At 65.6% G+C, this 25,458-nt stretch carries 25 protein-coding genes; 17 read left to right on the top strand and 8 right to left on the bottom strand.

Going from position 1 to position 25,458, the window contains the following annotated elements; all coding sequences use genetic code 11:
* Position 1 precedes the first annotated feature (1 nt).
* From Q7514_RS05300 to Q7514_RS05310, 3 genes are all read left to right on the top strand, one after another.
* Positions 2–1,147: an acyl-CoA dehydrogenase family protein gene (locus Q7514_RS05300; RefSeq protein WP_330132205.1), complete on the top strand. Its 1,146-nt coding sequence runs from the start codon at positions 2–4 to the stop codon at positions 1,145–1,147.
* On the top strand, positions 1,144–2,172 hold the full coding sequence (locus tag Q7514_RS05305) for an acyl-CoA dehydrogenase family protein (protein WP_330132206.1): 1,029 nt from the start codon (positions 1,144–1,146) through the stop codon (positions 2,170–2,172). The genes Q7514_RS05300 and Q7514_RS05305 overlap by 4 nt, the downstream gene beginning before the upstream one ends.
* Before the next feature lie 84 nt (positions 2,173–2,256).
* Positions 2,257–2,784 (top strand): DoxX family protein, encoded by a 528-nt coding sequence (locus Q7514_RS05310; RefSeq protein WP_330132207.1) that lies wholly within the window; start codon positions 2,257–2,259, stop codon positions 2,782–2,784.
* A gap of 16 nt (positions 2,785–2,800) precedes the next feature.
* Here the strand turns inward: Q7514_RS05310 and Q7514_RS05315 are convergent, their stop codons facing one another.
* Both Q7514_RS05315 and Q7514_RS05320 read right to left on the bottom strand, forming a co-directional pair.
* Positions 2,801–3,577 (bottom strand): CoA-transferase subunit beta, encoded by a 777-nt coding sequence (locus Q7514_RS05315; RefSeq protein WP_330132208.1) that lies wholly within the window; start codon positions 3,575–3,577, stop codon positions 2,801–2,803.
* Positions 3,574–4,494 carry a CoA transferase subunit A gene (locus Q7514_RS05320; RefSeq protein WP_330132209.1) on the bottom strand — a complete coding sequence of 307 codons (921 nt, stop codon included), beginning with the start codon at positions 4,492–4,494 and terminating at the stop codon, positions 3,574–3,576. Before Q7514_RS05320 ends, Q7514_RS05315 begins: the two co-directional genes overlap by 4 nt.
* Positions 4,495–4,602: 108 nt before the next feature.
* Between Q7514_RS05320 and Q7514_RS05325 the strand changes: the two genes are divergently transcribed.
* Positions 4,603–5,499: a LysR substrate-binding domain-containing protein gene (locus Q7514_RS05325; protein WP_330132210.1), complete on the top strand. Its 897-nt coding sequence runs from the start codon at positions 4,603–4,605 to the stop codon at positions 5,497–5,499.
* A 54-nt stretch (positions 5,500–5,553) separates the two neighbouring features.
* On the opposite strand, the gene Q7514_RS05330 is transcribed toward Q7514_RS05325, so the two are convergent.
* Entirely contained in the window at positions 5,554–6,990 is a 1,437-nt protein-coding gene (locus Q7514_RS05330) for an MFS transporter (protein ID WP_330132211.1), read from the bottom strand.
* Between the two features lie 240 nt (positions 6,991–7,230).
* Here Q7514_RS05330 and Q7514_RS05335 point away from each other — a divergent pair, with 240 nt between their 5' ends.
* From Q7514_RS05335 to Q7514_RS05345, 3 genes are all read left to right on the top strand, one after another.
* Positions 7,231–8,454: a CaiB/BaiF CoA transferase family protein gene (locus tag Q7514_RS05335; protein ID WP_330132212.1), complete on the top strand. Its 1,224-nt coding sequence runs from the start codon at positions 7,231–7,233 to the stop codon at positions 8,452–8,454.
* Positions 8,455–8,600: 146 nt separating this feature from the next.
* Positions 8,601–9,797: an acetyl-CoA C-acetyltransferase gene (locus Q7514_RS05340; protein WP_330132213.1), complete on the top strand. Its 1,197-nt coding sequence runs from the start codon at positions 8,601–8,603 to the stop codon at positions 9,795–9,797.
* A gap of 12 nt (positions 9,798–9,809) precedes the next feature.
* Positions 9,810–10,103, top strand: coding sequence for a WhiB family transcriptional regulator (locus tag Q7514_RS05345; protein WP_330132214.1), 294 nt, complete (start codon positions 9,810–9,812; stop codon positions 10,101–10,103).
* On the opposite strand, the gene Q7514_RS05350 is transcribed toward Q7514_RS05345, so the two are convergent.
* Positions 10,090–10,593, bottom strand: coding sequence for an SRPBCC family protein (locus Q7514_RS05350; RefSeq protein ID WP_330132215.1), 504 nt, complete (start codon positions 10,591–10,593; stop codon positions 10,090–10,092). The two genes, Q7514_RS05345 and Q7514_RS05350, sit on opposite strands and share 14 nt — an antisense overlap.
* A gap of 58 nt (positions 10,594–10,651) precedes the next feature.
* Positions 10,652–11,344 (bottom strand): SDR family NAD(P)-dependent oxidoreductase, encoded by a 693-nt coding sequence (locus Q7514_RS05355; RefSeq protein ID WP_330132216.1) that lies wholly within the window; start codon positions 11,342–11,344, stop codon positions 10,652–10,654.
* A gap of 188 nt (positions 11,345–11,532) precedes the next feature.
* Here Q7514_RS05355 and Q7514_RS05360 point away from each other — a divergent pair, with 188 nt between their 5' ends.
* The 4 genes from Q7514_RS05360 (at position 11,533) to Q7514_RS05375 (ending at position 16,433) form a co-directional block, all read left to right on the top strand.
* A complete protein-coding gene (locus Q7514_RS05360) occupies positions 11,533–12,249 on the top strand; it encodes a dienelactone hydrolase family protein (protein WP_330132217.1) in 717 nt (238 codons plus the stop codon).
* 107 nt (positions 12,250–12,356) lie between these two features.
* A complete protein-coding gene (locus Q7514_RS05365; RefSeq protein WP_330132218.1) occupies positions 12,357–14,381 on the top strand; it encodes a 2-oxoacid:acceptor oxidoreductase subunit alpha in 2,025 nt (674 codons plus the stop codon).
* Positions 14,381–15,478, top strand: a complete 1,098-nt coding sequence (locus tag Q7514_RS05370) for a 2-oxoacid:ferredoxin oxidoreductase subunit beta (protein WP_330132644.1) — start codon at positions 14,381–14,383, stop codon at positions 15,476–15,478. The genes Q7514_RS05365 and Q7514_RS05370 overlap by 1 nt, the downstream gene beginning before the upstream one ends.
* Before the next feature lie 31 nt (positions 15,479–15,509).
* The gene (locus Q7514_RS05375) at positions 15,510–16,433 is read left to right on the top strand and encodes an LLM class flavin-dependent oxidoreductase (protein WP_330132219.1); all 924 of its coding nucleotides are present in this window, start codon (positions 15,510–15,512) and stop codon (positions 16,431–16,433) included.
* Here the strand turns inward: Q7514_RS05375 and Q7514_RS05380 are convergent.
* Both Q7514_RS05380 and Q7514_RS05385 read right to left on the bottom strand, forming a co-directional pair.
* Positions 16,418–17,818 (bottom strand): amidohydrolase family protein, encoded by a 1,401-nt coding sequence (locus Q7514_RS05380; protein WP_330132220.1) that lies wholly within the window; start codon positions 17,816–17,818, stop codon positions 16,418–16,420. The two genes, Q7514_RS05375 and Q7514_RS05380, sit on opposite strands and share 16 nt — an antisense overlap.
* The gene (locus tag Q7514_RS05385) at positions 17,815–19,068 is read right to left on the bottom strand and encodes a CoA transferase (RefSeq protein WP_330132221.1); all 1,254 of its coding nucleotides are present in this window, start codon (positions 19,066–19,068) and stop codon (positions 17,815–17,817) included. Before Q7514_RS05385 ends, Q7514_RS05380 begins: the two co-directional genes overlap by 4 nt.
* A gap of 56 nt (positions 19,069–19,124) precedes the next feature.
* Between Q7514_RS05385 and Q7514_RS05390 the strand changes: the two genes are divergently transcribed.
* From Q7514_RS05390 to Q7514_RS05410, 5 genes are all read left to right on the top strand, one after another.
* Entirely contained in the window at positions 19,125–20,186 is a 1,062-nt protein-coding gene (locus tag Q7514_RS05390; protein ID WP_330132222.1) for an enoyl-CoA hydratase/isomerase family protein, read from the top strand.
* Between the two features lie 130 nt (positions 20,187–20,316).
* Complete coding sequence (locus Q7514_RS05395) at positions 20,317–21,057, top strand: FadR/GntR family transcriptional regulator (RefSeq protein WP_330132223.1); 741 nt, start codon at positions 20,317–20,319, stop codon at positions 21,055–21,057.
* Positions 21,058–21,259: 202 nt separating this feature from the next.
* Positions 21,260–22,543 (top strand): type 2 periplasmic-binding domain-containing protein, encoded by a 1,284-nt coding sequence (locus tag Q7514_RS05400; RefSeq protein ID WP_330132224.1) that lies wholly within the window; start codon positions 21,260–21,262, stop codon positions 22,541–22,543.
* 19 nt (positions 22,544–22,562) lie between these two features.
* Positions 22,563–23,759, top strand: coding sequence for a cytochrome P450 (locus Q7514_RS05405; protein ID WP_330132225.1), 1,197 nt, complete (start codon positions 22,563–22,565; stop codon positions 23,757–23,759).
* A gap of 1 nt (position 23,760) precedes the next feature.
* On the top strand, positions 23,761–23,976 hold the full coding sequence (locus Q7514_RS05410) for a ferredoxin (protein ID WP_330132226.1): 216 nt from the start codon (positions 23,761–23,763) through the stop codon (positions 23,974–23,976).
* Position 23,977: 1 nt separating this feature from the next.
* Here Q7514_RS05410 and Q7514_RS05415 read toward each other — a convergent pair whose 3' ends face one another.
* The gene (locus Q7514_RS05415) at positions 23,978–24,448 is read right to left on the bottom strand and encodes a nuclear transport factor 2 family protein (RefSeq protein ID WP_330132227.1); all 471 of its coding nucleotides are present in this window, start codon (positions 24,446–24,448) and stop codon (positions 23,978–23,980) included.
* 110 nt (positions 24,449–24,558) lie between these two features.
* Between Q7514_RS05415 and Q7514_RS05420 the strand changes: the two genes are divergently transcribed.
* Positions 24,559–25,422 (top strand): SDR family oxidoreductase, encoded by an 864-nt coding sequence (locus Q7514_RS05420; protein WP_330132228.1) that lies wholly within the window; start codon positions 24,559–24,561, stop codon positions 25,420–25,422.
* The last annotated feature ends 36 nt before the right edge of the window (positions 25,423–25,458 follow it).

Here is a 25,458-nt window from a genome sequence, read left to right on the forward strand (position 1 = left end):
GATGACTACACGACTGGTACCGCAGGCGGGGATACCCGATCCGGCGCTCGCCGAACTGCGCGCGCAGGTGCGGGCCTTCCTGAAGGAACAGATCGACGCCGGTGTGTTCACCCCCGGAATCGACACATGGCTGACCCAGTGGAACGTCGACTTCACCCGGGCACTCGCTGCCGAGGGGTGGGTGGGTATGACGATTCCCACCGAATACGGAGGTCATGGGCGTACCTTCATGGAGCGGTTCGTGGTCACCGAGGAACTCCTCGCAGTGGGAGCCCCGGTGGCGGCGCAGTGGGTTGCGGACCGGCAGGCCGCACCGTCGCTGCTGAAGTACGGCACCGAAGCACAGAAGCGGAGGTTCCTCCCCGGCATCGCAGCGGGCGAGATCTGCTGGGCCATCGGCATGTCCGAGCCTGACTCCGGGTCCGATCTGGCCAGCGTCAAGACTCGCGCCGTGCAGGTGGAGGGTGGTTGGAAGGTCACAGGAACCAAGCTGTGGACTTCGGGTGCGCATCACGCCGACGCGTTCTTCGGTCTCGCCCGCTCGGCTCCGCTCGACCCCGCCCACCGGCACGACGGCCTGAGCCAGTTCATCGTGTTGCTCGACTCGCCGGGCGTGACCATCCGTCCGATCCTGTCGATGTCCGGCGACCACCACTTCAACGAGGTCCTGCTCGAGGACGTCTTCGTCCCCGATGACCTCGTCCTCGGTGCGGTCGGGTCGGGCTGGGAACAGGTCACGAGCGAACTCGGCTTCGAACGGAGCGGACCGGAACGCTTCCTGTCGACGTTCGGTGTCCTCGAGGGCCTGGTCCGCGGAGTCGGGTCCGGGACCGTCGAAGCCGACACCCGGATCGGTGCGACCATCGGCCGGATGGCCGGACTGCACCGGATGTCCACTGCTGTCTCCGAATCGCTCGAACGCGGCGAGAATGCGGAACTCGCGGCATCGGTGGTGAAGGTACTCGGCACGAAGACCGAGGGTGATCTGGCAGACCTTGCCGACGAGGTCGCGGGGTATGCCGCAGGCGACGATCAGCTGGCGGAACTCATTCGGGCGGGTGTCATGCAGCGTCCGGGCTTCACACTGCGCGGCGGTACCAGCGAGATATTGCGCGGGGTCATTGCACGAGGATTGGGATTGAGATGAGCGGCAACACGACAGACAACACCGAATTGCGCGACTTCGAGCGAATGCTCGCCGAAGTCTTCACGCCCGGCGACGACCACCGTATCGGCGAGGTCATCGAATTCGACCGCGCCCTGTGGGGCACGTTGAGCGAGTTGGGTCTCGCGCGCCTGACCGGTGACGAATCCGCCGGCGGCAGCGGCGCAGGCTGGACCGAGGCGGCACTGCTCCTCACTGCGGCCGGCGCGGGTGCGGCGGCCGTGCCGGTAGCCGAGAACGACCTGCTCGCCGGGTGGCTGCTCGCCACCGCCGGACTCGAGGCGAGCGACGGTGTGCGCACCGCGGCCGTGCTCGATGCCGACGGTGGCGCCCGTTTCGTGCCGTGGGCTCGCGACGTCGACTCGATCGTCGTGCTCTGGCAGGACCCGAAAGACACGTGGCGGGTCGCCGACGTCCCCCGCGCCCGGATCGACCTCACCGACGCCGTGAATCTCGCGTCGGAGCCGCGCGACCGCATCCGCGTCGATGTCTCTGCACTCTCGGGTGCGGCGGTATCGGGGTCGGTGGCCGAGGAATTCCGCTATCGGGGGGCTCTGGCGCGGGCCCTCGCCTCGGTGGGGGCGATGGATCGGATTCTGGAACTCGTCGTCGGACACGTCACGGCGCGTGTGCAGTTCGGTCGTCCGCTCGGAAAGTTCCAGGCGGTCCAGGCGCTCGTGTCCGATATCGCCGCCGAGGGGGCGCTTGCGCGCGCGGCATCGGACGCAGCGGTCGCGGCGGCTGTCGGAGGCGGGTTCGAGAGCAGTGCAACGCGATTCGCGGTCGCTGCGGCGGCGTCGTGTACAGGTCATGCGGCAGCCGTGGTTGCCCGCAATGCGCATCAGGCGCTCGGCGCGATCGGCTTCACTATGGAGCACGAACTGCATCGGCACGCAAACCGCATCCTGTCGTGGCGAAGCGAGTTCGGAACTGTGTCGTCATGGGATGCGGAGCTTCTCGACGCGGCCGTCGCGGCGGGGGATGTGTGGTCATTGGTCACCGAGTGATGCAGGTAACAGTTCCCTAGCGCTGTCGGTGTGGCACCGTCAGGACATCCGTCGCGAGCGGACCTGTCCAGGAACGGAGCACACGTGGATACGATCGACACCGGCCTGCTGATACTTCGCGTGCTGTTGGGGTTGACGATGGCCGCGCACGGATACGGAAAACTCTTCCGAGGTGGCCGTATCCCGGGCACGGCCGGATGGTTCGACGGCATGGGGATGCGACCCGGCAAGGTACATGCGTGGCTTGCTGCTCTGACGGAAGTCGGTGCCGGCCTCGCGCTCGCGGCCGGCCTGCTCACCCCGTTCGCTGCGGCCGGGTTCGTCTCGCTGATGTTCGTCGCTGCGTGGACCGTGCACCGGGGCAGTGGCTTCTTCGTGACCGCGAACGGGTGGGAATACAATCTGGTTCTCGCCGGGAGTGCGGTCGCCGTCGCGATCATGGGTGCCGGCAGTGCCAGCCTCGATCACCTGATCTTCGGCGACAACCTCCTCGACGGATGGGCCGGTGGGCTCATCGCCCTGGTCGGTGGACTCGCTGCGGCCGGTGTTCTGCTCGGTGCGTGCTACCGGCCCGCACCGAAGCAGGACGACGAATCGGTGTCGGTGTCCTGACCAGGAGAGCTGCCCGTCAGCGCAAATAGAGGCGCACCTTGTCGATCTCGTTGCGGAGCAGGTCGATCTCGTGAGCGCTCGGGGGTTCGGTCACCGTCAACTCGGGGGAGACCCGCAGATCCCATCCGGTTGCCGCGCGCACCTCATCGACGGTGACGCCGGCGTGGACGCTGGTGAGTTCGAGCTCGTCGTAAGGTCCGCTGCGGGAGAGCACCCCGAGGCTGGTGAACACCTTGGTGACGCCGCGTCCACGGGGCATGATGCCGACGCCGGACTCACGGGCTCGCACCGGACTCGGTGACGTGCAGAAGTCGAGCTCAGCGGGGAACGCACTCGGGTCGTGCCGGCGCATGACGACGAAGACCTCACCCGCGTTCGGCATGATCTCCACGGCCCCACCCGCACCTGGAAGCCGCACGGTGGGCTTGTCCCAGTCGCCGATGAAGCTGGTGTTCAGGCTGCCGTAGCGGTCGATCTGACCGGCACCGAGGAATCCGACGTCGACATTCCCGCCCTGCAGGACGTACCCGAACAGCGACGCCATCGAGACGACGGATTCGGCGCCGGACACGACGACCGAATCGGCAATGCCCTCGGCCATCGCTTCGGGGTGCGCGCCGCACACACCGGATTCGTAGATGAGTTCGATGTCCGGGTTCGAAGTGCGGCACGCGAGGTCCACCGCGAGGGTCGGTAGGCCGACTCCGGCGAAGACGCGGTCTTTGCCGGCGAGCGCCCGGGCGGCGACCGACACGATCAGTTCTGTCGTGGAAAACTTTTCGGCAGTAGTCACTTTCGGCTCCCGTAGTTGACCGCTTCGGAGTATCGAGGCGCGACCTCGAGATCGCTCCAGTAGTCTTCGCCGAGCTTGGCGAGATACTCGTCGTGGTCGGCGATTTCGTACACCCAGTCCTTCAACCACGTGCGGAGGGCTTGTGGGTCCTTGCTGATCTCGGTCCAGCGCCGGTAGAAGGCACAGTCGCGGTCGTAGTAGCCCTGCGCGTACGACGGGTGGGCGCCGCGCGGGCACACCACCACGGCGTCGACGGCGTGCGACGGGATGAGGGTGCGGCTGGGGTCGGAGCGCACTGTCTCGTCGTCGACGACCTCCTCGACCACGACGATGGCGTGCTCGGCTGCGTACACGGCTTCCTGCTGGACCCCGGCGATACCCCAGATCTGGATGTTGCCGGCTCGGTCCGCGCGCTGCGCATGGATGATCGTGACATCAGGGTTCAACGGTGGAACCACATAGGTGCTGCCGTTGCCGTAGGGATCCTCGACGAGCTTGATCTTCGGATTCAGGGTGGGCAGGTCGCTCCCGGCATACGAGCGCAAGGGGAAGAACGGCAGGCGTGCTGCGCCGGCCTGATAGCGGCACACCATCCCGTAGTGGCTGTATTCCTCGACGTGCAGCCTCACCGGGTCGTGCTTCTCGATGCGTCGGCGGATTTCGTACAGCGATCCGGCGGATCCGCTTGCGAAGAACGATGCGACGAGGGTCGAGACGCAATCGGCGGCGATGAGCTGGTCGGAGATGATGTCCGGCGTCATTCGACACAGTGTCAGGTCCTTGCGGCGCTGCCGGATGATCTCGTGCGCTGCGGCGAACGGGATGAGATGCGAGAAGCCCTCGAGGGCAACGGTCATCCCGTCCTGCACGTACGTCGCGATGGCATCGCGCATGGTCATCGTCTTGTCTGCTGACATATCGGTCTCCTGCCGCGTCGTGCGTTGTATCGACTGTGACAGGAGCAATAGGTCTAGTCCAATACAAAATGTTGCGGCTTTTATTTCACGGTGCGCAATAATGAGCGGGTGGAAATTCATCAGATCCGGGCGTTCCTCGCGGTGGCAGAGGAGCTGCATTTCGGACGGGCGGCGCAGCGTCTGCATGTGGCACAACCGCCGTTGAGCAGGACGATCAAACAGCTCGAGAAGCAACTCGGAGCGGTCCTGTTCGAGCGCAGTACCCGGAGCGTGCAGCTGACCGAAGCCGGGCTGGCGCTCATCGAACCGGCGCGCGCCATCCTCGATGCGGTCCGTCTCGCCGAGATGGCGGTGACCGCCGCGGGACGCGGCCAGACCGGCCGCGTGCGCATCGGATTCGCAGGCTCCTCGTCGCACCACCTGGTCGGGCAGTGGGCGAAGCTCGTGCGCCGCACCCACCCCGGCATCGAGTTCGTGCTCACGAGTTCCGCCTATGCGAGCGAAGTGCTGAACCGACTCTCGGAGGGCACGCTCGACATCGGCATCGTCCGGTTGTTGTTCTTTCCACCGGGGATCGCGTCGAGGGTCGTGGCGCACGAGAATCTCGTCGTCGGATTGCCGAGGGAGCACCGGTGGGCGGGGGAGCCGGCTGTGCACATGGCTGATCTTGCCGAGGAGGCGTGGGTGATGCTCCCCTCCGAACCCGGTTCGATGTTGCGCGACCTCCTTCAGCGACTCGCCCAGAACGAGGGATTCACGCCGAGAATCGTGCAGAGCGCACCTGACTCGCTCTCGCTGGTGGCGCTCGTCTCGGCAGACGTGGGGTGCACGTTGACGGTGTCGTCGGTGGCCCGGCATGTCGTCAATCCGGAAGTAGTGTTCGTGCCGCTCGCCGATCAGGGACCGATCGACGTGCGTCTCGTGTGGCGTGAGGGCGATACGAGCGCGGCGCTCGCCGAAGTGCTCCGGCTGTCCGAGGAGGCACTGCCCACTCCGAACGAATGAGCGGTGCCGGCCGCCACGAGGACCGGCAGGCACCGCTCGTCACGGATTCTCGAATCAGGTTCTGACACTCGCGGTGCCGGCAGTCGGGTTCTGAGCGATACCGTCCTGGACAGAGACGCTGCTGTCGATTCCGTCTTCGCCATCTCGGCGCTCGAGTTCGAGCTCGTCCTCGTCCGACTGCTCCGCAGTGGACAGTGCCTTCGGGTCGTAGCCGGTGCGATTGAGAAGCATCAAGGTGCAGACCAGGGATACCGCCGCGTACATTCCTGCTGCGATCGCGACGCCTGTGACACTGCCGGACGAATTGAGGATCCACTGTGCGAGCACCGGTGTGCCGCCGCCGACGATGAGCGAGCACAACTGGTATGCCGCCGACAGTCCGGAGTAGCGAATGTTCGCGGGGAACGCCCTGGCGAGGATCCCGGCGATGGCACCGTAGAACATCGAGTGTGGGATTGTGGCGAGGCACATGCCGATGGCGGCAATGGCAAAGCTCTCGGTGCGGATCGCATAGAACATCGCGGGCATCAGGAACAGTTCGGGCACGACCATGAGGCAAATGGCCTTGCGCATGTCGATCCTTGAGACCAGGACCGCTCCGAACGGCTGCACGATGAACTGGACGACGAGTGCAATCGCGATGATTGCGAGGAACGTTCCGCGCTCGTATCCGAGTTCGCTTGTCGCCCAGGACAGTGCGAACGTGTTCTTGAAGTAGGTCACCTGGGCGAGGGGGAGGGCTCCGGCACCGAGCAGCACCAGCACCCAATGCTTGCGCAGGACTTCGCCGATCGGGAGCTTGACGACCTTCTTCTTGGCGAGGACGGCCTTCATCGCATCCGACTCCTCGAGCTTGAGCCGGATCACCATGCCGACGATGACGAGCAGCGCCGAGAAGAGGAACGGGATTCGCCATCCCCAGAGCAGGAATTCGGGCGTGGGCATCGCGGCGAGGAAGAAGAACGCCATCGTTGCCAGCAGGTTTCCGGCCGGAGAGCCCTGCTGCGCAAATGCTGAATAGAGGACGCCCTTGCCCTTGGGGGCGTTCTCGGAGGCGATGAGAACCGCGCCGCCCCACTCACCGCCGACGGCGACACCCTGCAGTACGCGGAGTGCGACGAGCAGGATCGGAGCCCATATCCCGATCTGTGCGTAGGTGGGCAGCAGGCCGATTCCGACGGTCGCGATGCCCATCATGATCAGAGTGATGACCAGAGTGTTCTTGCGGCCGATGCGATCACCCAGGTGGCCGAAGATGACGCCACCGATGGGACGGGCGAGGAAACCTGCCCACAGTGTGACGAATGCGAGCAAGGTGCCGACGCCTGCGGGGAGATCGGAGGCGAAGAAGATCTCGCCGAAGACGAGCGCCGCTGCCGTTCCGTAGATGTAGAAGTCGTACCACTCGATGGTCGTGCCGATGAAGGAGGCAATTCCGGCTTTGCGTGCCTTCTTCGTGATATCTGCGTCGGTGGGTGTCGACGGTGCCATACGACTCCGCTTTCTCTGGGTTGACTCGGCTGCCTGACGGACCGATGTGTCGTGGGTCTCATCAGAGGCTTGCAGTTCGGAAGCGGCCGCGTCCAATACCTGATTCCTGGGTGATTGTTTCGAAAAGCGTATGAATCGACATGTAATTAGTGCGTATTAATAGCATAGTCCGTCATCAACGGTCAGGGAGTTGTTGGTGGTAGACATACAGCCGACCGCAGTGCGAGGGAGGACATCGGCGTGACAGGTGAAGAGACCAGCAACCACGGCACCGCTTCGGGATGCGACGAACTGCCACTCGACGGCATCACCGTCGTCAGTCTCGAACAGGCGGTCGCGGCGCCGCTGGCGACCCGGCACCTCGCCGACCTGGGCGCACGTGTGGTCAAGGTCGAACGGGTCGGCGACGGCGACTTCGCTCGCGACTACGACAGCGCTGTCCTCGGCCTCGCCGCGCACTTCGTGTGGCTCAACCGAGGCAAGGAGTCGCTCGCGGTGGATCTCAAGGCTCCGGCCGGAATCGACGCGGTGAAGTCGCTCATTGCCGGCGCCGATGTGTTCGTGCAGAATCTTGCGCCCGGGGCCGTCGAGCGACTCGGGCTCGGCGCCGACGAGCTGCGCGCCGAGCATCGGGAACTGATCGTCGTCAACATGTCCGGGTACGGAACCGAGGGGCCGATGCGTGACCGGAAGGCCTATGATCTGCTGGTTCAGTCGGAGTCAGGGCTGTGCTCGATCACCGGCACACCCGAGACCGCCGTCAAGACGGGCATTCCCACATCCGACATCGCGGCGGGCATGTATGCGCTGACCTCGATCCAGGCCGCGTTGCTTCGCCGGCACCGCACGGGCGTGGGGGCCACGATCGACGTGTCGATGTTCGATGCGACCGCCGAGTGGCTCGGATATCCGATGTACCTGCAGATGTATCAGGATCGGCAGGTGCCGCGGATGGGGCTCGGACACACGTCGATCTCCCCGTACGACAAGTACCCGACCGCCGACGGAGAGATCCTCATCGGTGTGCAGAACGACCGCGGTTGGCGGACATTGACCGAGGTGCTGGGGATGCCCGAGCTGGCGGACGATCCGCGCTATGCGACCAATGTCGAACGGGTCGCGCGCCGAGGCGAGGTCGACAAACTCGTCGGTGACGCGACCAGCGCGTACGCCAGTGCGGAGCTCGACGACAAGCTTGCCGCGGCCGGCATCCCCGCGGCGCGTCTGCGTGACCTGTTGGGCCTGATCGAGCATCCGCAGCTGAGTGAGCGCGACCGGTGGCGCGAGGTGCAGACCCAAGCGGGCCCTGTGCGCGCGATCCGCCCGCCGATGAACTTCCGCGACGTGGAACTGCCCATGGGGCCGGTTCCCGGACTCGGGCAGCACACCGATGCCGTCCTGGCCGGGCTCGGGCTGACCGACGAACAGGTCGCGGGTCTGCGTGAGGCAGGGATCGTCGGGTAGGCCACCGCTGCAAATATCCGGCCATATAGGTACGGGGAGTCGTACGTATTGGTGATTCGGATCGACGGTGCAGTACTGAGCGATTGACGCCCGGTGCGTACATATCCGAAAATGGCCGTACAAATTCTGTACCAGAGGAGCAGGCCATGACCCGAGCGGCACTCGTCGCCCCCGTTCGTACCGCCGTCGGCCGTTTCGGCGGCTCGTTGAAGGACGTCTCGGCGGTGTCTCTCGCGACCACGGTGATCAAGGAGGTCGTCGCGCGTTCGGGTATCGACCCGGTCCTCATCGAAGAGGTTGCGATGGGCCAGTCCTACGCGAGTTCGGAAGCGCCGTGCATCGGCCGGTGGGCCGCGCTCGACGCGGGCCTGCCGATCTCTGTTGCCGGCATCCAGACCGACCGCCGCTGCGGCACCGGTCTGCAGGCCCTGGTGACCGCCGCGATGATGGTGCAGACCGGTGCGGCGAATGTCGTGGTTGCCGGCGGCGTGGAGTCGATGAGCAACATCGAGCACTACACGACCGGCGCTCGGTGGGGTGCGCGTTCGGGTGGCCTGAACCTCTACGACCGCCTCGACCGCGGTCGTGAACGGTCACAGCCCGAATGGCGATTCGGCAAGATCAGCGGAATGATCGAGACGGCCGAGAACGTCGCGGAGCAGTGCGGGATCACGCGCGAGGACTCCGATGCACTTGCAGCGGAGAGTCATCGTCGCGCCCACACCGCTTGGGAGGCAGGGCGTTTCGACGACGAGGTCGTCGGGGTCGAGGTCAAGGATCGCAAGGGCAACGTGACAGTGGTCGCGCGGGATGAAGGTATCCGCCCCGACAGCACGCCGGAAACTCTCGCGAAGCTCCGGTCCGTCACCCCAGGCGGTGTGACCACCGCAGGTAACGCAAGCCAGCAGAACGACGCGGCCGCAGCGCTTCTCGTGGTGGCAGAAGACAAACTCGACGAGTACGGACTCGAGCCGATCGGCTTCCTCGAAGGCTGGACCGCGGCCGGGTGCGACCCTGCGACCATGGGGCTCGGCCCGGTGGCGGCAACCCGAAAGTTGTTCGATCGCACGGGCCTCGGGTTCGGCGACTTCGACCTCGTCGAACTCAACGAGGCTTTTGCATGCCAGGTTCTCGGTGTGCTGTCGCAGTGGGGCTGGGACGATCGAGACAGGCTCAACGTCAACGGTTCCGGCATTTCCCTCGGGCATCCGATCGGCGCGACGGGTGTCCGGATGACGACGACTGCTCTGCACGAACTGAAGCGTCGCGGTGGTGGCCGTGCGTTGGTGACCATGTGCATCGGCGGCGGCCAGGGTATGGCCGCGTCCATCACCACGGCCTGAAGGAGGATCGACATGGCAGGGTTGCACCGCGCGGCAGGGCTGGACGACAGGGAATGGATGCTCGCCGCGCGCTGCCGGGGTTTCGACACATCCGTCTTCTTTCCGCAGAAGGAATCGGGTCGCGGCCCGGTAGCCGGCGCCGAGAACGATGCGAAGAAGGTGTGCCGCACGTGCCCGGTGATCAGCGAGTGCCGCGACCACGCGCTTCGGAACGCCGAACAGCACGGCATCTGGGGAGGGATGAACTACTCTGAGCGTCGCGCGGCCGACCGGGCCAGGAGGTTGGGTCGGCTCACCCCCGTATGAGGGCCGCCGCGAGTTGTTCGAGCCGCTCCACGTTGGCCGTCATGGCGTCGTGCCAGACGCCCAGTCGGTAGGTGACGATCTCGCCCTCCCTGTCGGGATGCTGCTCGATGAAATCGGAGAAGGGCGATCTACCGGTACCGACCTTGGCCCACTGTCGGACGACGCAGCCGTCCGCTGTGGGATCGACCTCGAAACCCCAGAAGGCGATCGGCGCCTCGGCGGGGCCCACGCGCCACACCCAACGGCGCCCGTCCTCGACTTCGACGACCTCCGGTTCGGTGTGCCACTCGCCCATCTGTGGACTGTGGTTGTACCCGCGGAACCTGGCTCCGACCGCGACCCCGTCGGCTCCGTCCAGCCATTCCGCACGCTGTAGTTCGCCCTCGGCGCCGGTCGGCAATTCGATGTCGGTGACCAATGTCCAGGCCTGTTCCGGACCGCAGGGCAAGGTTCCGGTGACTTCCACTGTCGGGGTGTCGCGCAGACGCACTGATGCTCCTTCGGTCTCGATTCGATCCGCGCACGATGCTAATCGAGACTCGGCCTGCTCAGCCGACGTTCGTCACCGGGATCAGTCCGCCGGTGATGGGCGACCCCGCATCGGACAGCAGGAACTCGATCACCTTCGCGACGTCGGCCGGCTGCGACCACCGGCTGGTGTCGGCGTCGGGCATCGCCGCGCGGTTGGCGGGGGTGTCGATGACGACGGGGAGCAGTGCGTTGACGCGGATGTGGTCGTCGCGGTACTCGACGGCCATGGTCTCGACCAGTGCCGAGACCGCCGCCTTCGACGCGATGTACGACGCGCCGCCCGAGAACGGATTGTGAGTCGCGGCGGCGGAGATGCAGACGATCGATCCGCCGCCGCGACGGATCAGGTGGGGCAGCGCGGCCTGGCTGACGGAGTAGGCCGTGCGTACGTTGAGGTCGAACTGGGAATCGAGCACGCCGATCGGCGTCTCGTGGACTCGCGGACCGGAGGAGAATCCGCCGACCAGGTTGACGACACCGAACAGCGGGGCGCCGGGGTCGTCGGCCGCGACCGCCAGGACATCCTCGAGTTGCTGCTCGTCGGAGAGGTCGGCCTTGACGAGGTGCAGATTCGGATGAGTACCGACCCGTTCGAGTTCTCCGGGGGCCACCCACGGGACCACGACACGCCAGCCGGTGTCGAGAAGATGCGCGGTCACAGCGGCTCCGAGACCGCCGGTGCCGCCGCTGACGAGTGCGGTGCGAGTCATGGCCACCGTCCTTCCGAGTGTTGTCGAGGTCTCGCGTGTTGATCCGGTCCTGTCCGGTGCGGGACTGGTAACGACCCTATCGCATAGGGAAATGACATTCTCGAAAATCTCACCAAGTGGGAAAAGGGTGTCCTTTGCTCGGTAATCGGCATGATGAGCGGCAGGTACATCATCGAAAGGGACATCACGTGACCGACATCGAAGCGGAGTTCGTCGAAATCGGTGGTCTCCGGGCATTTCTCGCTCGCCCACTCGGCGGAAGCAGCGGCGGAATGCTGCTGCTGCCCATGATCACCGGTATCAACCATCAGGTCCGCGAGTACGCCGAGGACATCGCAGAAACCGGCGTCACCGCACTCGTCTGGGACCCCTGGCACGGACACAGCGCCGACGACACCCCACGGGAAGAGCTGGTGGAGTGGATGGGCGAACTTCAGGACGACACCGTCCTCGCCGAGTTGAACACCCTGCTCGAGCACGCCTACGGCGAACTCGAACTGTCGAAGATAGGGGTGATCGGGTGGTGCCTCGGTGGCCGGCTGGCCCTGATCCTCGGCGGCGGCGACCCGCGGCTGTCGAATGTGGTTGCCTACCACCCGTCGATCTTGGTCCCCGCGCCGCCGAATCACACGGTCGAGGCAGTCGAGTCGGCGTCACGCATCACCGCACCGGTGATGATCCTTCACGCGGGCGCCGACACCGTCATGTCACCTACGACGTTCGCCGAACTGCAGACCGCGCTGCAGAACCGCACCGCGGGCGCGAGCATCATCTCGGTCTTCCCCGGTGCCGAGCACGGATTCAGCAGCCGGGACCGACACGCGAACCCGATCAACGCCGACGCATATGCACTGTCCTGGCCGCAGGTACTGCGCTTCGTCGGCGACACGGTGCTGGGTTCGTAGCCGGGAAGTTCCACAGAAAGTTCTGGAACCGGTTGCATGTCCGCAACAGAAGACGACTATGGAGCGCAGGCGCCGGACCGCTCAGGCCCGGGGGAAGCGAGACAGGTATGGAGTCGAAGGACACCCGCACGTCACACGTGACCGAGCCGGACCAGCACGTGACCAGGCACGTGACCGAGCCCGACCAGCACGTGACCAGGCAAGTGACGAGGCTGGACCAGGTCGTCATCCGCATCGCCGGAGACTCCGGCGACGGCATGCAGCTTGCCGGAGACCGATTCACCGCCGAAGCTGCGGCCTTCGGGAACGATCTCGCCACGCAACCGAACTTCCCGGCAGAGATCCGAGCACCGCAGGGCACGCTGCCGGGGGTGTCGAGTTTCCAGATCCAGATCGCCGACCACGACATCCTCACAGCCGGCGACCGACCCGACGTGCTCGTGGCGATGAATCCGGCAGCACTGAAATCGAATGCCGGTGATCTACCCGACGGCGGCATCCTCATCGTCAACAGCGACGAATTCAGCAAGCGCAACCTCGCGAAGGCGGGCTACGACGGCAACCCGCTCGACTCGGACGCATTCGAGCACCTACAGGTACACACCGTCCCCATGAGCACCATGACGCTCGGCGCGGTAGAACCCTCCGGAGTGGGTAAGAAGGAGGCCCACCGCGCGAAGAACATGTTCGCGCTCGGTCTCCTGTCGTGGATGTACGGTCGTGCGATCACCACCGTCGAGGACTTTCTCGAAGTCAAGTTCGCGTCGCAACCCGACATCGTTCGTGCCAACATCCTTGCATTGCATTCGGGTTGGAACTACGGGGAGACGACCGAGTCCTTCGCGTCTACCTACGAAGTGGACCGCGCCGATCTGCCGCCGGGCACCTACCGGCAGATCACCGGCAACACCGCCCTCGCGTACGGACTGGTCGCCGCAGGCAAGGCGGCAGGCATGGGCGTGTTCCTCGGCAGCTACCCGATCACGCCCGCGTCGGACATCCTCCACGAACTGAGCAGACTCAAGCGCTTCGGTGTCCACACCTTCCAGGCGGAAGACGAGATCGCCGGTATCGGTGCGGCGGTCGGAGCGTCGTACGGCGGTGCATTGGGGGTCACCAGCACTTCGGGTCCGGGGGTCGCGCTGAAATCGGAAGCCATCGGGCTGGCGGTGATGACCGAACTGCCGCTCGTCGTCGTCGACGTCCAGCGAGGCGGGCCGTCGACCGGGCTTCCCACCAAAACCGAGCAGGCCGACCTCTTGCAGGCGTTGTTCGGTCGCAACGGTGAGTCGCCGGTTGCGATCGTCGCGCCGCAGTCGCCCGCCGACTGCTTCGACATTGCGGTCGAGGCGGCCCGCATCGCCGTGACGTACCGGACCCCGGTGATGCTGTTGTCCGACGGCGCGATCGCCAATGGTTCAGAGCCATGGCGTATTCCGGAGGTCGATGCTCTCACCCCGATCGAACCCCGATTCGCGACACCATCGGGCGGCGACAACGAGGGCTACCAGCCCGACGCGGACCCGGGTTACCAGCCGTACGCACGCGACCCTGTGACACTCGCGCGCGACTGGGCGATCCCCGGCACCGCAGGCCGAGAACACCGCATCGGCGGGTTGGAGAAGGCCAACGGCACCGGGGACATCTCCTATCACCACACGAATCACGAGTTGATGACCCGCGTGCGCGCGGCTCGAATCGCCGGTATCGACGTACCCGACCTCGCAGTGGACGACCCCACAGGTGATGCCGAGATTCTCGTCCTCGGCTGGGGTTCGTCGTACGGTCCGATCGGCGAGGCGGTGCGCCGTGCCCGCCGCAGCGGCCATGCGGTCGCCAGAGCTCACCTGCGACACCTCAACCCGATGCCGAAGAACCTCTGCGACATCCTGAAAGGCTATCGCCGCGTATTGGTTCCGGAGATGAATCTCGGTCAGCTGTCCATGCTGCTGAAAGCGCGGTGCGACGCCGAGATCCAGCCCGTCACCAAGGTCGCCGGCATGGCGTTCCGTGCGGACGAACTATTCGAAGCGATCCTCGACGAATTCGACGGCACGTTGAGCGATACCGAGAGCGCCAAGACCCCCGCCGCGGCCTCCGCGGCCGCGACGATCCAGCGAGGTGATCGATGATGGGAGACACAACGAACGGCGCCGTGCACAACGGACGTGCCTACCGGCCTGTCGGGTCCGACCTCGGGATCAGCGCCCTCCACGGAGTGCCGCGCACCGACAGCCCCCAGAAGGCGAAGGATTTCACTTCCGATCAGGAAGTCCGGTGGTGCCCGGGTTGCGGCGACTACGTCATCCTGGCGACGGTCCGCACCGTGCTGCCGCAGTTGGGTCTGAAGCGGGAGAACATCGTCTTCGTGTCGGGTATCGGGTGCTCGTCGCGGTTCCCGTACTACCTCGACACCTACGGAGTGCATTCGATCCACGGCCGAGCCCCGACCTTCGCGACCGGCCTCGCCGTGACCAGACCCGACCTGTCGGTGTGGGTGGTGACCGGCGACGGCGACGCGCTGTCGATCGGAGGAAACCACCTGATCCATGCCCTCCGCCGCAACGTGAACATGCGGATCCTACTGTTCAACAACCGCATCTACGGGCTGACGAAGGGGCAGTACTCGCCCACATCGGAATCCGGCAAGATCACCAAGTCGACACCGATGGGGTCGATCGATGCGCCGTTCAACACGATGTCACTCGCACTCGGCGCCGAGGCGAGTTTCGTCGCGCGTGTGCTCGATTCCGACCGTGCAGGGCTCACCGAAGTCCTGCTCGCGGCGGCCGAACATCGTGGCGCAGCCTTCGTCGAGATCCTTCAGGACTGCCCGATCTTCAACGACGGTTCGTTCGATGCGCTCCGCAAGGAGAACGCCGAGGACCGCCTCATCCACGTTCGTCACGGTGAGCCGATCATCTTCGGAACCGACGACGAACTCTGCGTCGTACGCAGGGGGTTCGGGCTACGGGTAGCGCCCATCACGGACGTCGACCGAGACGACATCGTCGTGCACGACGCTCACAGCGACGACCCCGAAAATGCCTATGCGCTGTCGCGGCTGTCGGCGCAGGATCTCACCTACACGGTCACGGGAATCGTGCGCTCGGTGTCGCGGCCCACCTACGACGACCAGGCACGCGCCCAGGTCGCGGCCGCTGTGAGCGACGAACGGGCCGATCTGCAAGCGCTGCTCGACGGCCCCAGCACGTGGACGGTATCGTGACGCCCATCCCGTCGATCTCGGGGAGTGACCGGTGACAATTCGATTCGGTGTGTTCGTTCCGCAGTTCCGTCTCGGCGTCGGCGAGGTGAAGGCCCGGGCAGTGGCAGCGGAACAGGCCGGATTCGACTCGTTCTGGCTCATGGATCACCTGTATTCGCCGGGCGGCAGGCCGACGGATTCGCTCGAAAGCTGGACGTTGCTCACTGCACTCGCCGGTGCCACCTCGACCATGAGACTCGGACACCTGGTGGGATGCGCGCCGTTCCGGCATCCGGCCTTGCTCGCAAAAATGGCTGCCACCGTCGACCACATCAGCGGCGGACGACTCGACCTCGGGCTCGGCTGGGGCTCGGTGGAGGCGGAATTCGAGACCTTCGGTATCGAGGTCGGTACGCGCCGGGAGCGCGCGGAAGCCCTCGACGAAACGCTCGAGATCTTCCGTCTGATGTGCACGGGCGAGCAGTTCGACTACGACGGCAAGCACTTCCGGATGCGCGGTGCGTACGGGTTGCCGACACCCGTGCAGGACCGGATTCCGGTGCACATCGGTGGTGCGGGCAGAACCTTGACGATGCCGCTCGTCGCACGCCACGCCGACTGGTGGAACTGTGTAGGCCACGCACGGAACCGGCTCGAGGAACTCGCGCCACTGAAGGGCGATGCCCGGATCTCGGTCCAGTACGCGGTGGGATTCGCGGACACTGCGGCAGACATACCCGACGTGACAGCATCGGTTGCGCGCAGACTCCCGGAAAGCGGTTGGGGTGCACCACTGATCGGTACGGGTGATGCCCTGACAGAACAGATCGCGCTCGAACACCGGCGCGGTGTAGAACTGTTCGTTCTCCGCTTCCACGACTTCGCACCGCCGGAGACACTCGAACGGTTCGGACGCGAGGTCATCGCTCCACTGCAGTCCGTATTGCAGAGCCGCAGTGATCAGGTCATCGTGTAGACGCAGCGGCCACCGATCCAGGTGGCACGAACCCTGCTTGCATCGGGCTCGCCGAGGACATCCGCGAGCGGCCCGTCGAGCAGGACGAGATCGGCCTCGGCGCCGGTCGTCACATGACGTGCCGATCCGCCGGGGTCGTCGAGAGGCGCAAGATAGCGGTCCAGTGCGTCGGCCGGCGAGATCCGCTCTACCGCACCGACGATGTCCCCGGTGGGGCAGCGTCGCGTGATGGCGGCCGCCATGACCTGCCACGGGTCCACAGGGCCGTACGGGGCGTCGCTCGACAGCGCGACGGGGACTCCACCGTCGATCAGGCTGCGGCAGCGGTAGAGATCGGGCAGGTCCGCGGCATCGACATCGCGCAGATACGCGTCGCCGCGGGCTGCGAGGAATCCGGGCTGCGTCACCACCGGGATTCCTCGTCGTCGCAGGTCGTCGATAGATTCGGCCGGGACGAGGGCGCCGTGCTCGATCCGGTCGCCAGAACGGGAGCCGACCTCGTCGAGGACCGCGAGGAGGATCACGAACGCCTCGCGGCTGACGCAGTGCACCGCGACAGCGCGACCTGCCGCGTGGGCACGACGAATGGTTGAGGCGAGATCGTCGATGTCGGGGAGGGCCGAGTCGGCGATGACGATCTTGTACGGACCGACAGTGCAGTCCGGTGCACTCGGGGTGAGGTGGTGCGGTGCGCCGAGCAGATGCAGACGCTGAGGAAGCGCACCGCTGACATGTGAATCGACGAGGGCAGCGGCCGTGGTCGGTGTCAGATCGGGGGTCGCGTCTGTGACACCGGTGATACCGAAGCGTGCGAGTTCCGCGCCGATCGCATCCAGCCTCGGGGGTGAGGCGGCAGGGAGTCGTTCGCGCAACCAGGTGTCGGCCCGCCATATCCGCCCGGTGGGACGGCCGGTGCCGTCGCGCTCGACGCCGGGATGATCGGCTGTGTCGAGCCGGGCGAGTCGAGCAGCCTCGGAGTTCAAGGCCCACATGGCACCACTGCGGTGTTGGATGCGTACGGGCCGCCTGGCGTGCAGACGATCCAGGACCTCGGAATCGAGCATCCCGGCGACGGACTCGAAGTATCCGACGCCGCGGATCCACCCTTCGCCGGCAGCGCTGCCGAGAGCACGCGCGAGATCATCGGGCGAGGTCACATCGGGCGGCCCGCATCGTATAGAGACGCGATCGGCCGCCAGCGCGTGCAGGTGGATGTGGTGATCATGGAGGCCGGGGATCAGTGCGCCGCCCTTGCCGTCGACGATGTCGCACCGCTCGGATGACTCGAGTTCCCTTCCGAGCCGCGCGATCACACCGCTGCGAACGAGAACGTCGAGACCGGGAACGCCTTCGACCTCGACGTTGCGCAGGACGACCTCGGTCATCGGATGCCCAACTCGGACAGGATCTTCGATGTGTCGCGGCCGGATTCGGCGACGTCACCCGCGGGCTCACGGCGCTGCGGCTCTGCGAGTGCAACGATGCCGGACGGGGCCTCGACCCACCAGCGTCCTCGGAGCGAATGGCACATTGCGTCGAGTGGAGGAGACGAACGATACATTCGCTCAGAATCGTCTGGGTGGTGCGTCAACGTCGACGAAACGACGGCCGACATCGACACGTCCCAGAGGACTCCGCTGCCGTCTGCGGGTGCGGACAGTGCGAGAGCGGCCGCTGTGACGCCGGTGAGCGGATCGGCAAGGGCGTCGCCGACGAACACGGGACCCTGCGCATCGTGCGCGATCAATCCCGCTGAGGCCGCGATATCGTCGCCGAAGCCGATGCGGAAGGAATCGCGGCCATGCGCGGTGATCGACACCCACGTGCCGCCGCTTGCGACGAAACGGTCGGCGTCCAGGCCGAATCCGGCGAGTGCCCGCGGGCGGGATGCTTCGATGATGATGTCGGCTGCCGTCACCAGTTGCGCGAGTTCTCGGCGCTCTGTGTCGTCGCCGGGATCGAGCACCACCGACTCGTGCCCGCCGTGCAACAGGCGGTAGAAGTCGGCGTTGCCGAGGCGTGCGCCGTCCGGCCGCGTCGGGGTCTCGACCTTGACCACGCGGGCGCCCGCGAGGCCGAGAACATGTGAGCACAGCGGACCGGCCCACAGCGAACTGAAATCGACGACCAGCAACCCGTCTACAGCGCGAGGAACGAGGGGCTGTGGTGCTGCGGCAGGAACCGGCGAGACCGGGCCTGCCGCAATGCCGAGCGGTTCCGCGAGTTCGAGGAGGTCCTGGCCGGTGTGTCCCGCAAGCCACGAGGTGACGGCAGGCCAGGGATCCTCGCCGACGTCGGCACCGACCAGCGCCCCGAAAAGTAGCGGATCGTCGGGGCGAGCGCACGAGACCGCGGCCCAGCCGTCGGCGGTGGGCAGCAACCTGCACGAGCCGCCGGCCGAGACGGCACCGGCACGCCGGTGTCCGGTGAACGCGGCCCGCTCGGACAGCAGCCGTGCCCCGTCGAGCTGTACCGCTCCGTTGGTCGCGGACTCGATCTGTGCTGTCATCCCACGCGCCAGGGTCGCGGCGCGTCCGGGTGGGATGAGGGGAGGGCCGTCGGGCCTGCCGGTCAGACAAGCGATTCCGCTCTCGGCCCAGTCGCGCGCGGAGTCCGCGGACGGGGATTCGAACACGTTTGTGATGCTACATTGCCCGGGACGGTCGGGCAGCGAACACAAGGGCGGAACTGATGGGCACGAACACGATCTCCGTCGTGGAGCTTGCGGACGGCATCGCCGATGCGCCGGTTCTCGGCGCCGGTGCTGCGGTCGTCCACCCACTTCTGATCGTCGACCTCGACGACGCGCCCGACTCGGTGATCGAGCGCGCGGCAGAGCGTGCGAGGGGGAGCGATCACCTGCTCGTCGGCAGGTTCACCGGTGCGTCGATAGACGACACGGCCCTTGCGCCTCTCCTCGAGTCCCTCGATCTGACCTACGCAGTGGGGCCCGACCCGCGGACGTCGACCGTGGTCGGCACGGACGACCTGGACGCGAGCCTGTCGGCGTTCGGCGATGCCGTCGCGCAGAATCCGCACGCGTCGCTGGTCGTTCGGCATGTGCTGCGCGCCGCCGACACTGTCGGGGTGGCTGCCGCGATCGACATCGAATCGCTCGGGTACTCGACATTGCAGGGTGGCCCCGAGTTCCTGCGGTGGCTCGACGAACGCGGACCTCGACCGCTTCCGCCGCCCGCACCCGCCGACCCGGTCCTCGTCGCGCGGGAGAGCAGCACACTGCAGGTCACGCTCAACCGACCCGAGCGGCGCAATGCCTACGGGACGCAATTGCGCGACGCCCTGGTCGAAGCGCTGCGCCTCGCCGAGCTCGACGACAGTATCGAGCGTGTGGTGGTGGACGGGGCGGGTCCGTCGTTCTGTGCCGGCGGCGACCTCGACGAATTCGGACGCACACCCGACACCGCCACCGCCCATCTGATTCGCACTCGCGGTGGCGCCGGACGCCTGGTGGCGCGGCTTGCGGATCGGACCGAGGTGCGCGTGCACGGGCACTGCGTCGGTGCGGGGATCGAGATTCCGGCATTTGCGAATCGGGTGGTCGCGGCTCCGGGAACGGTGTTCCGGCTTCCTGAGGTGTCGATGGGTTTGATTCCGGGAGCCGGGGGGACGGCGAGTATTCCGCGCAGGATCGGCAGGTGGCGGTCGATGCATCTGTTCGTCACCGCGAGTGCTCTCGACGTCGGTCGCGCCTTCGGATGGGGCCTGGTGGACGAGGTGTCCGAGCTCGCGTGACATCTACCTACTGGGTGAATGTTCAAGAAATCGTTGTCACGCGTCTCTTATAGTGTAAAGATTGTCATAGATTTGATCTGGGGTACTCGGTCCGGGAACCCGGGGGAGTTCGGACGGCGGAGGTTCATCGATGGGACGGGCAGGCCTACGGCCGCAGAAGACGGCGATGCTGGTGGCACAGCGGATCGTTCAGGATATCAACCGGCGAGGAAACAAGATCGGTGATCGGCTGCCGCCGGAGCGTGTCATGCTCGACGAATACGACGTCGGTCGGGGTACCTTGCGCGAGTCGCTGCGGTTCCTCGAACTGCAGGGCGTGATTTCACTGAAGCCGGGTCCAGGTGGGGGTCCGATCGTCCAGCAACCGGACAGTGAGGGCCTGGCGACGTCGATCACGCTCCTGCTGCAGTTCGAGAACGCACCGTTCCGGACCATCGTCGAGGCGAGGACCGCGCTGGAGCCGATGATGGCGAAACTCGCCGCGGAGCGGATCAACGAGGAGCAGCTGGCCGATCTGAAGTACTCCGTCGAACACATGCGAGATAACCTCGACGACGGTGAGATCTTCCTCGAGATGAGTCGCGTATTCCACGACACCGTCGCGAAGGGGTCGGGAAATGCCTTGTTCGGCTACCTCATTCACGCGTTGCTCGACATGCTGGACGGATCGGCGATGGGTATGGAGTATCCGGAGCGGCACCGCCGCGCGACCCTGGACATCCACGAGAAGATCTACAACGCCGTCGCCGATCGCGACCCGGAGGCCGCGCTCGTCGCGATGGAGGAGCACATTGCCGGCATCTGGCGCTACGAGGAGAAGCACTATCCGGCCGCGCTGGAGACGCCCATAGCCTGGGGTGCCGTCCACTGACGCGCACTCGTCCTTGATCCGGCCCACAACGGCGGGGCGACCTTTACGGTCGCCCCGCCGTTCGGCCATTTCCGGGCATCGACGTTCTGGTGATCTGCGTCATGAACAAGTGTTGACAATGGAACTAATCATGCGCATGATAGTCGTGATTTGCATCACGGATGCGTGAGTGTGCTACGCACCCCAAGAGACGGAGCAGCGCATGACCCTTTCCCGCACCACCCGCTCGAGATCGATCTGTGGCTCGGCTGCTGTCCTGGCGCTCGCCGCAGCACTTGTCGCGGGATGCGCCGAATCGGCGTCTGCCGCCGGCGGCGGAGGTGGCGACGGCGTCGAGTACGGTGCCACCAAGGACGATTACATCGCGGCATTCGAGGATGTCGATCCGATCCGGCTCTACACTCAATCGCCAGCCCCCAGGGGGTCTGCTACCGGCGTTCCGGTGGAGAAATACCTCGACCGGATCACCGAGTGGTCCGGCGGCAAGATCACCTTCGATGTCGCCTACTCGAACGCCGTTGCGCCCCCCGCGGAGATCGACAATGCACTGATGGACGGTCGACTCGACCTCGGCCACGTGATCCCGCAGTACGAACCGTCGGAGTATCCGGCAACAGCTGCTCTGATCGATTCGAGCTTCGTGTCCCTCCAGACGCCGGTGCTCGGACCGCTGCAGTCCAATGCCTGGGCCAACGAGGTGGCATTCGAGACGCCGGAGCTGGTCGCGGAGTACGAGGACAAGGGCATGAAGTTGCTGCTGCCCGCGTACAACTCCGGTTCCAACGGATTGTTCTGCGCTACCGAACGCCGAGATCTTGCTGCCACCAAGGGTGCCCAGGTGACCGCATCCGGCCTCTCGATCAACTCCGAGGTCGAGTCTCTCGGCGCAACACCGGTGTCGATCGCCTACACCGAGCTGTTCGAGGCGCTCGAGCGCGGTATCGCCGACTGCTCCGTCACATCCTTCACCGTCGGCATGCTCGGCGGATTTCTCGGACAGACACCGCAGGTGGTCGTCGATCCCGACGCGGGCCTCGCGGTAGGCTGGGGCGGAATGGCCATGAGCACCGAAGCGTGGGAAGAACTTCCGCTCGTCGCGCAGCAGCTGATCTGGGACAGCCTCACGGTGTACGTCGAGTCGAACATCGAAGACAAGATCTTGCCGAACACCGCCGACGGGATGAAAGCAGTCCTCGCTGCAAACGGCACCGTCGGCCCCTACGCAGAGGATGCCCGCGCCGCACTCGCCGCGGAAAACGAGAATCTCCTCGAGGCGCAGCGGACCAACGCTGCGTTCGACGACGGTGGTGCATTCGTCGACCGCATCGGCGCGTCGACCGAGAAGTGGGAATCCACCCTGTCGGAGCTCTACGACGATGTCACCTACGACGAGTTCGCCACGTGGTACAGCCCGGAGGCGCTCGATCTCGAGGATTACAGCGCGAAGGTCTACGAGGAGATCTTCCTGCCGCACCGCCCGTCCTGACCGCAATCGGAGGAAACGCATGACGCACGGAACCGGCTGCCCCGTCAGCCACACCGACTACACCAACGAGTCCGAAATATACGGGCATTACACAATTCTCGATGAAGAACGTGAAGCCGCGCGGTTCCACTTCAACGACACGACCGAACGTGGTTTCTGGATGCTGACGCGTTACGAGGATGTCCTCGCGGGATTCCAGAATCACAAGAACTGGACGACGGCAGTTCGTACGGCATTGTTCCCCGAGAGCAAGATCCCGCTGCTTCCCCAGGATCTCAACGGCGAAGAACACCAGAAGTTCCGTCGCATCATCAATCCGTTCTTCGCGCCGGCAGCGGTCCGGCGCATGGAGGAACTGGCGCACACCCGTTGTGTGGAACTGCTCGAGGAACTCGCACCCAAAGGTCACTGCAACTTCGTGGCGGAGTTCGCCATCCGGTACCCGACCGATCTGTTCCTGGTGTTGATGGGGCTGCCCGTCGAAGACGGCGACTTCTTCCTGCCGTGGACCGAAGAGATGTTCAACTGCATGCTCCAGGGCGACCTCGATGGCGCCGCGGTTCCGAAGCAGAAGATCCTGGACTACTTCACCGCCGCTATCGACGAACGGCGCAGGGATCCCCGCGACCCGGCCGAGGACATGGTCACACGTCTCGTCGAGGCCGAGCTCGACGGTGAAACCCTCTCGCACGACACAATTCTCACCACCTGTATGTCGATCATGCTTGCCGGTCTCGACACCACTCGGTCGGCGCTGGGATACATCTTCACCCACCTCGCGACGCACGACGACGACCGCCGGATGCTGATCGAGGAGCCCGAGTCGACGCGCGATGCGGTCGAGGAGTTCATCCGGATGTATCCGCTGGTGATCCAGGCGGGACGTGAGGTGCAGGAGAGTTGCGAATTCGAAGGCATCGACATGGCCGCGAAGGACGTGATCTGGCTCGGAATCGGATCGGCGAACAGGGACCCCCGCAAATACGACGACCCGGACAAGTTCGTTCTCGGCCGGCCGGGGATCAATCAGCACCTCGCATTCGGTGCCGGACCGCACCGCTGTCTGGGTATGCACCTGGCGCGGCTCGAACTCGCCGTCGTGCTCGAGGAATGGCACAAGCTGATCCCGGAGTATCGGATCAAGGACGGTGCCGCACTGATCGAGCGTGGCTCGCAGCTGACTCTGAAGGAACTCGAACTGGAATGGGAGGTCTGACATGGCCGGGACATCCGGAACGACGATGTCGATCGTGCGTGAGAAGTGCATGGGGCACGGGCGTTGCTACTCGGTCGCGCCCGATCTGCTGAGCGACGACGAAGAGGGCTTCGTTGCGCAGGCCGGCGAGGACTTCGAAGTTCCGGCCGAACTCGTCGGTCAGGCCGAGGCGTCGGTGGACGCGTGCCCGGAGCACGCGATCACCGTCACCCGGTAGGTCAGCGGCCCCAACCTCGCTCGAGATCGGTTCCGACATGCAGGTCGATCGTCAACGATTCGAACAGCGCTTCACCCGAGTCGGTGCATACCTCGGCTGTGTATGTGCCCCAGCCTATTCCGGAACCGTCTCCTGCTCGGGCGGTGTAACCGAAGTAGCATTGGAGGCGCACGCGGTCGGGTGTGTATGCCCGGAGTTCGGGCTGGCAGATGAAATGGCGCTTGTCGGAATCATCCGCCGCCCGTGCGGATCGGAAGAACCCGGCGATCTCGTCGCGTCCACTGTGAGTGCCGCGACCGGTCGCCAGCACCCCGTCGTCGGTGAACAGGGACGCAAGCGACTCCGGGGCCGGGTTGTCGAGCAGGGCCGCGTATCGGTGCATCAGACCGGACGCGGCCCGCTCCGATTCGAGTGTGGTCACCCTCGACACGAGATCGTCGAGCAGAGTCTGCAATCGGGATTCAGCGGACATGTTACTCCTCTGTCGGACACGGTCAGTCGACTATAGAGGAGTGAAAATTACTTGGGTAGAAAAAGATTCGAACACGATCTCGCAGTGCTGAGGAAAGGGGACGGTCGACCGTGATACGGATCAGCAACCGATTCGAGGGTAGGGTTGCGGTTGTCACCGGCGGCGCAAGTGGTATCGGTGAGGCCGTGGCGCGGGCGCTGCACGCAGAGGGCGCTTCCGTCGTGATAGCGGATGTGCAGGAGGCAGGTCGCGCGCTCGCCGACCGGCTCGGCGAGCGGATCCGGTTCCTACGCACCGACGTCACCGTCGAATCGGATGTCGCGGCAGCAGTGGATCTCGCCGTCGCGAGTTTCGGCAGGCTCGACGTGATGTTCAACAACGCCGGTGTGATGGGCACGCTGGGTCCGATCGATCGGACCCCGATGGCCGAGGCGGACTTGACCCTCGCGGTGAACCTCCGTGGCGTGCTGTGTGGCTTCAAGCACGCGGCCCGCGTGATGAAACCACAGGGATCGGGTGTCATCATCTCGACGTCGAGCCCGGCCGGTGTTCTCGGCGGTGTGGGGCCGCACGTGTACAGCGCGGCGAAGGCCGCGGTCATCGGCCTGTCGAACTCGGTCGCCGCCGAACTGCGGCCGTTCGGGGTGCGGGTCAACACCGTGATTCCCGGAGCCGTGGTCTCGCCCATGACCGCTGCCGTAGTGGCCACCGGCGCCGACGATCTCGCCGGCGCCACCGCGGCACTCGGCGACAGCGCGCTGATGAACAACCGTGCTCTCACACCGGAGGACGTCGCCGCCGGTGTGCTCTTCCTCGCGAGCGACGAGGCCGCTTACATGACCGGAGTGACGTTTCCGGTCGATGCCGGGATGACGGGCATCTCGGGTCGATCGCCCTACACCAGCGGGCGATACGAGCAGCCTGTGACATTGCTGGAAGCCGGACGCACTGCCGCGGCCACGGCCCGGTCTTGATCGAGATGTCGTCGGCGCAGCCGACGGAGAAGGGAA

Origin of the sequence: Rhodococcus artemisiae (assembly GCF_036327795.1) — a bacterium.
Classification (GTDB): domain Bacteria; phylum Actinomycetota; class Actinomycetes; order Mycobacteriales; family Mycobacteriaceae; genus Rhodococcus; species Rhodococcus artemisiae.

Excerpts from the sequence above, each read along its gene's own strand:
- Q7514_RS05395 (WP_330132223.1), top strand. The coding sequence starts at position 20,317 with ATGGGACGGGCAGGCCTACGGCCGCAGAAGACGGCGATGCTGGTGGCA.
- Q7514_RS05390 (WP_330132222.1), top strand. The coding sequence starts at position 19,125 with ATGGGCACGAACACGATCTCCGTCGTGGAGCTTGCGGACGGCATCGCC.
- Q7514_RS05410 (WP_330132226.1), top strand. The coding sequence starts at position 23,761 with ATGGCCGGGACATCCGGAACGACGATGTCGATCGTGCGTGAGAAGTGC.
- Q7514_RS05330 (WP_330132211.1), bottom strand. The coding sequence starts at position 6,990 with ATGGCACCGTCGACACCCACCGACGCAGATATCACGAAGAAGGCACGC.
- Q7514_RS05320 (WP_330132209.1), bottom strand. The coding sequence starts at position 4,494 with ATGTCAGCAGACAAGACGATGACCATGCGCGATGCCATCGCGACGTAC.
- Q7514_RS05345 (WP_330132214.1), top strand. The coding sequence starts at position 9,810 with ATGGCAGGGTTGCACCGCGCGGCAGGGCTGGACGACAGGGAATGGATG.
- Q7514_RS05300 (WP_330132205.1), top strand. The coding sequence starts at position 2 with ATGACTACACGACTGGTACCGCAGGCGGGGATACCCGATCCGGCGCTC.
- Q7514_RS05305 (WP_330132206.1), top strand. The coding sequence starts at position 1,144 with ATGAGCGGCAACACGACAGACAACACCGAATTGCGCGACTTCGAGCGA.
- Q7514_RS05415 (WP_330132227.1), bottom strand. The coding sequence starts at position 24,448 with ATGTCCGCTGAATCCCGATTGCAGACTCTGCTCGACGATCTCGTGTCG.
- Q7514_RS05405 (WP_330132225.1), top strand. The coding sequence starts at position 22,563 with ATGACGCACGGAACCGGCTGCCCCGTCAGCCACACCGACTACACCAAC.
- Q7514_RS05400 (WP_330132224.1), top strand. The coding sequence starts at position 21,260 with ATGACCCTTTCCCGCACCACCCGCTCGAGATCGATCTGTGGCTCGGCT.
- Q7514_RS05355 (WP_330132216.1), bottom strand. The coding sequence starts at position 11,344 with ATGACTCGCACCGCACTCGTCAGCGGCGGCACCGGCGGTCTCGGAGCC.
- Q7514_RS05340 (WP_330132213.1), top strand. The coding sequence starts at position 8,601 with ATGACCCGAGCGGCACTCGTCGCCCCCGTTCGTACCGCCGTCGGCCGT.
- Q7514_RS05370 (WP_330132644.1), top strand. The coding sequence starts at position 14,381 with ATGGGAGACACAACGAACGGCGCCGTGCACAACGGACGTGCCTACCGG.
- Q7514_RS05365 (WP_330132218.1), top strand. The coding sequence starts at position 12,357 with ATGGAGTCGAAGGACACCCGCACGTCACACGTGACCGAGCCGGACCAG.
- Q7514_RS05380 (WP_330132220.1), bottom strand. The coding sequence starts at position 17,818 with ATGACCGAGGTCGTCCTGCGCAACGTCGAGGTCGAAGGCGTTCCCGGT.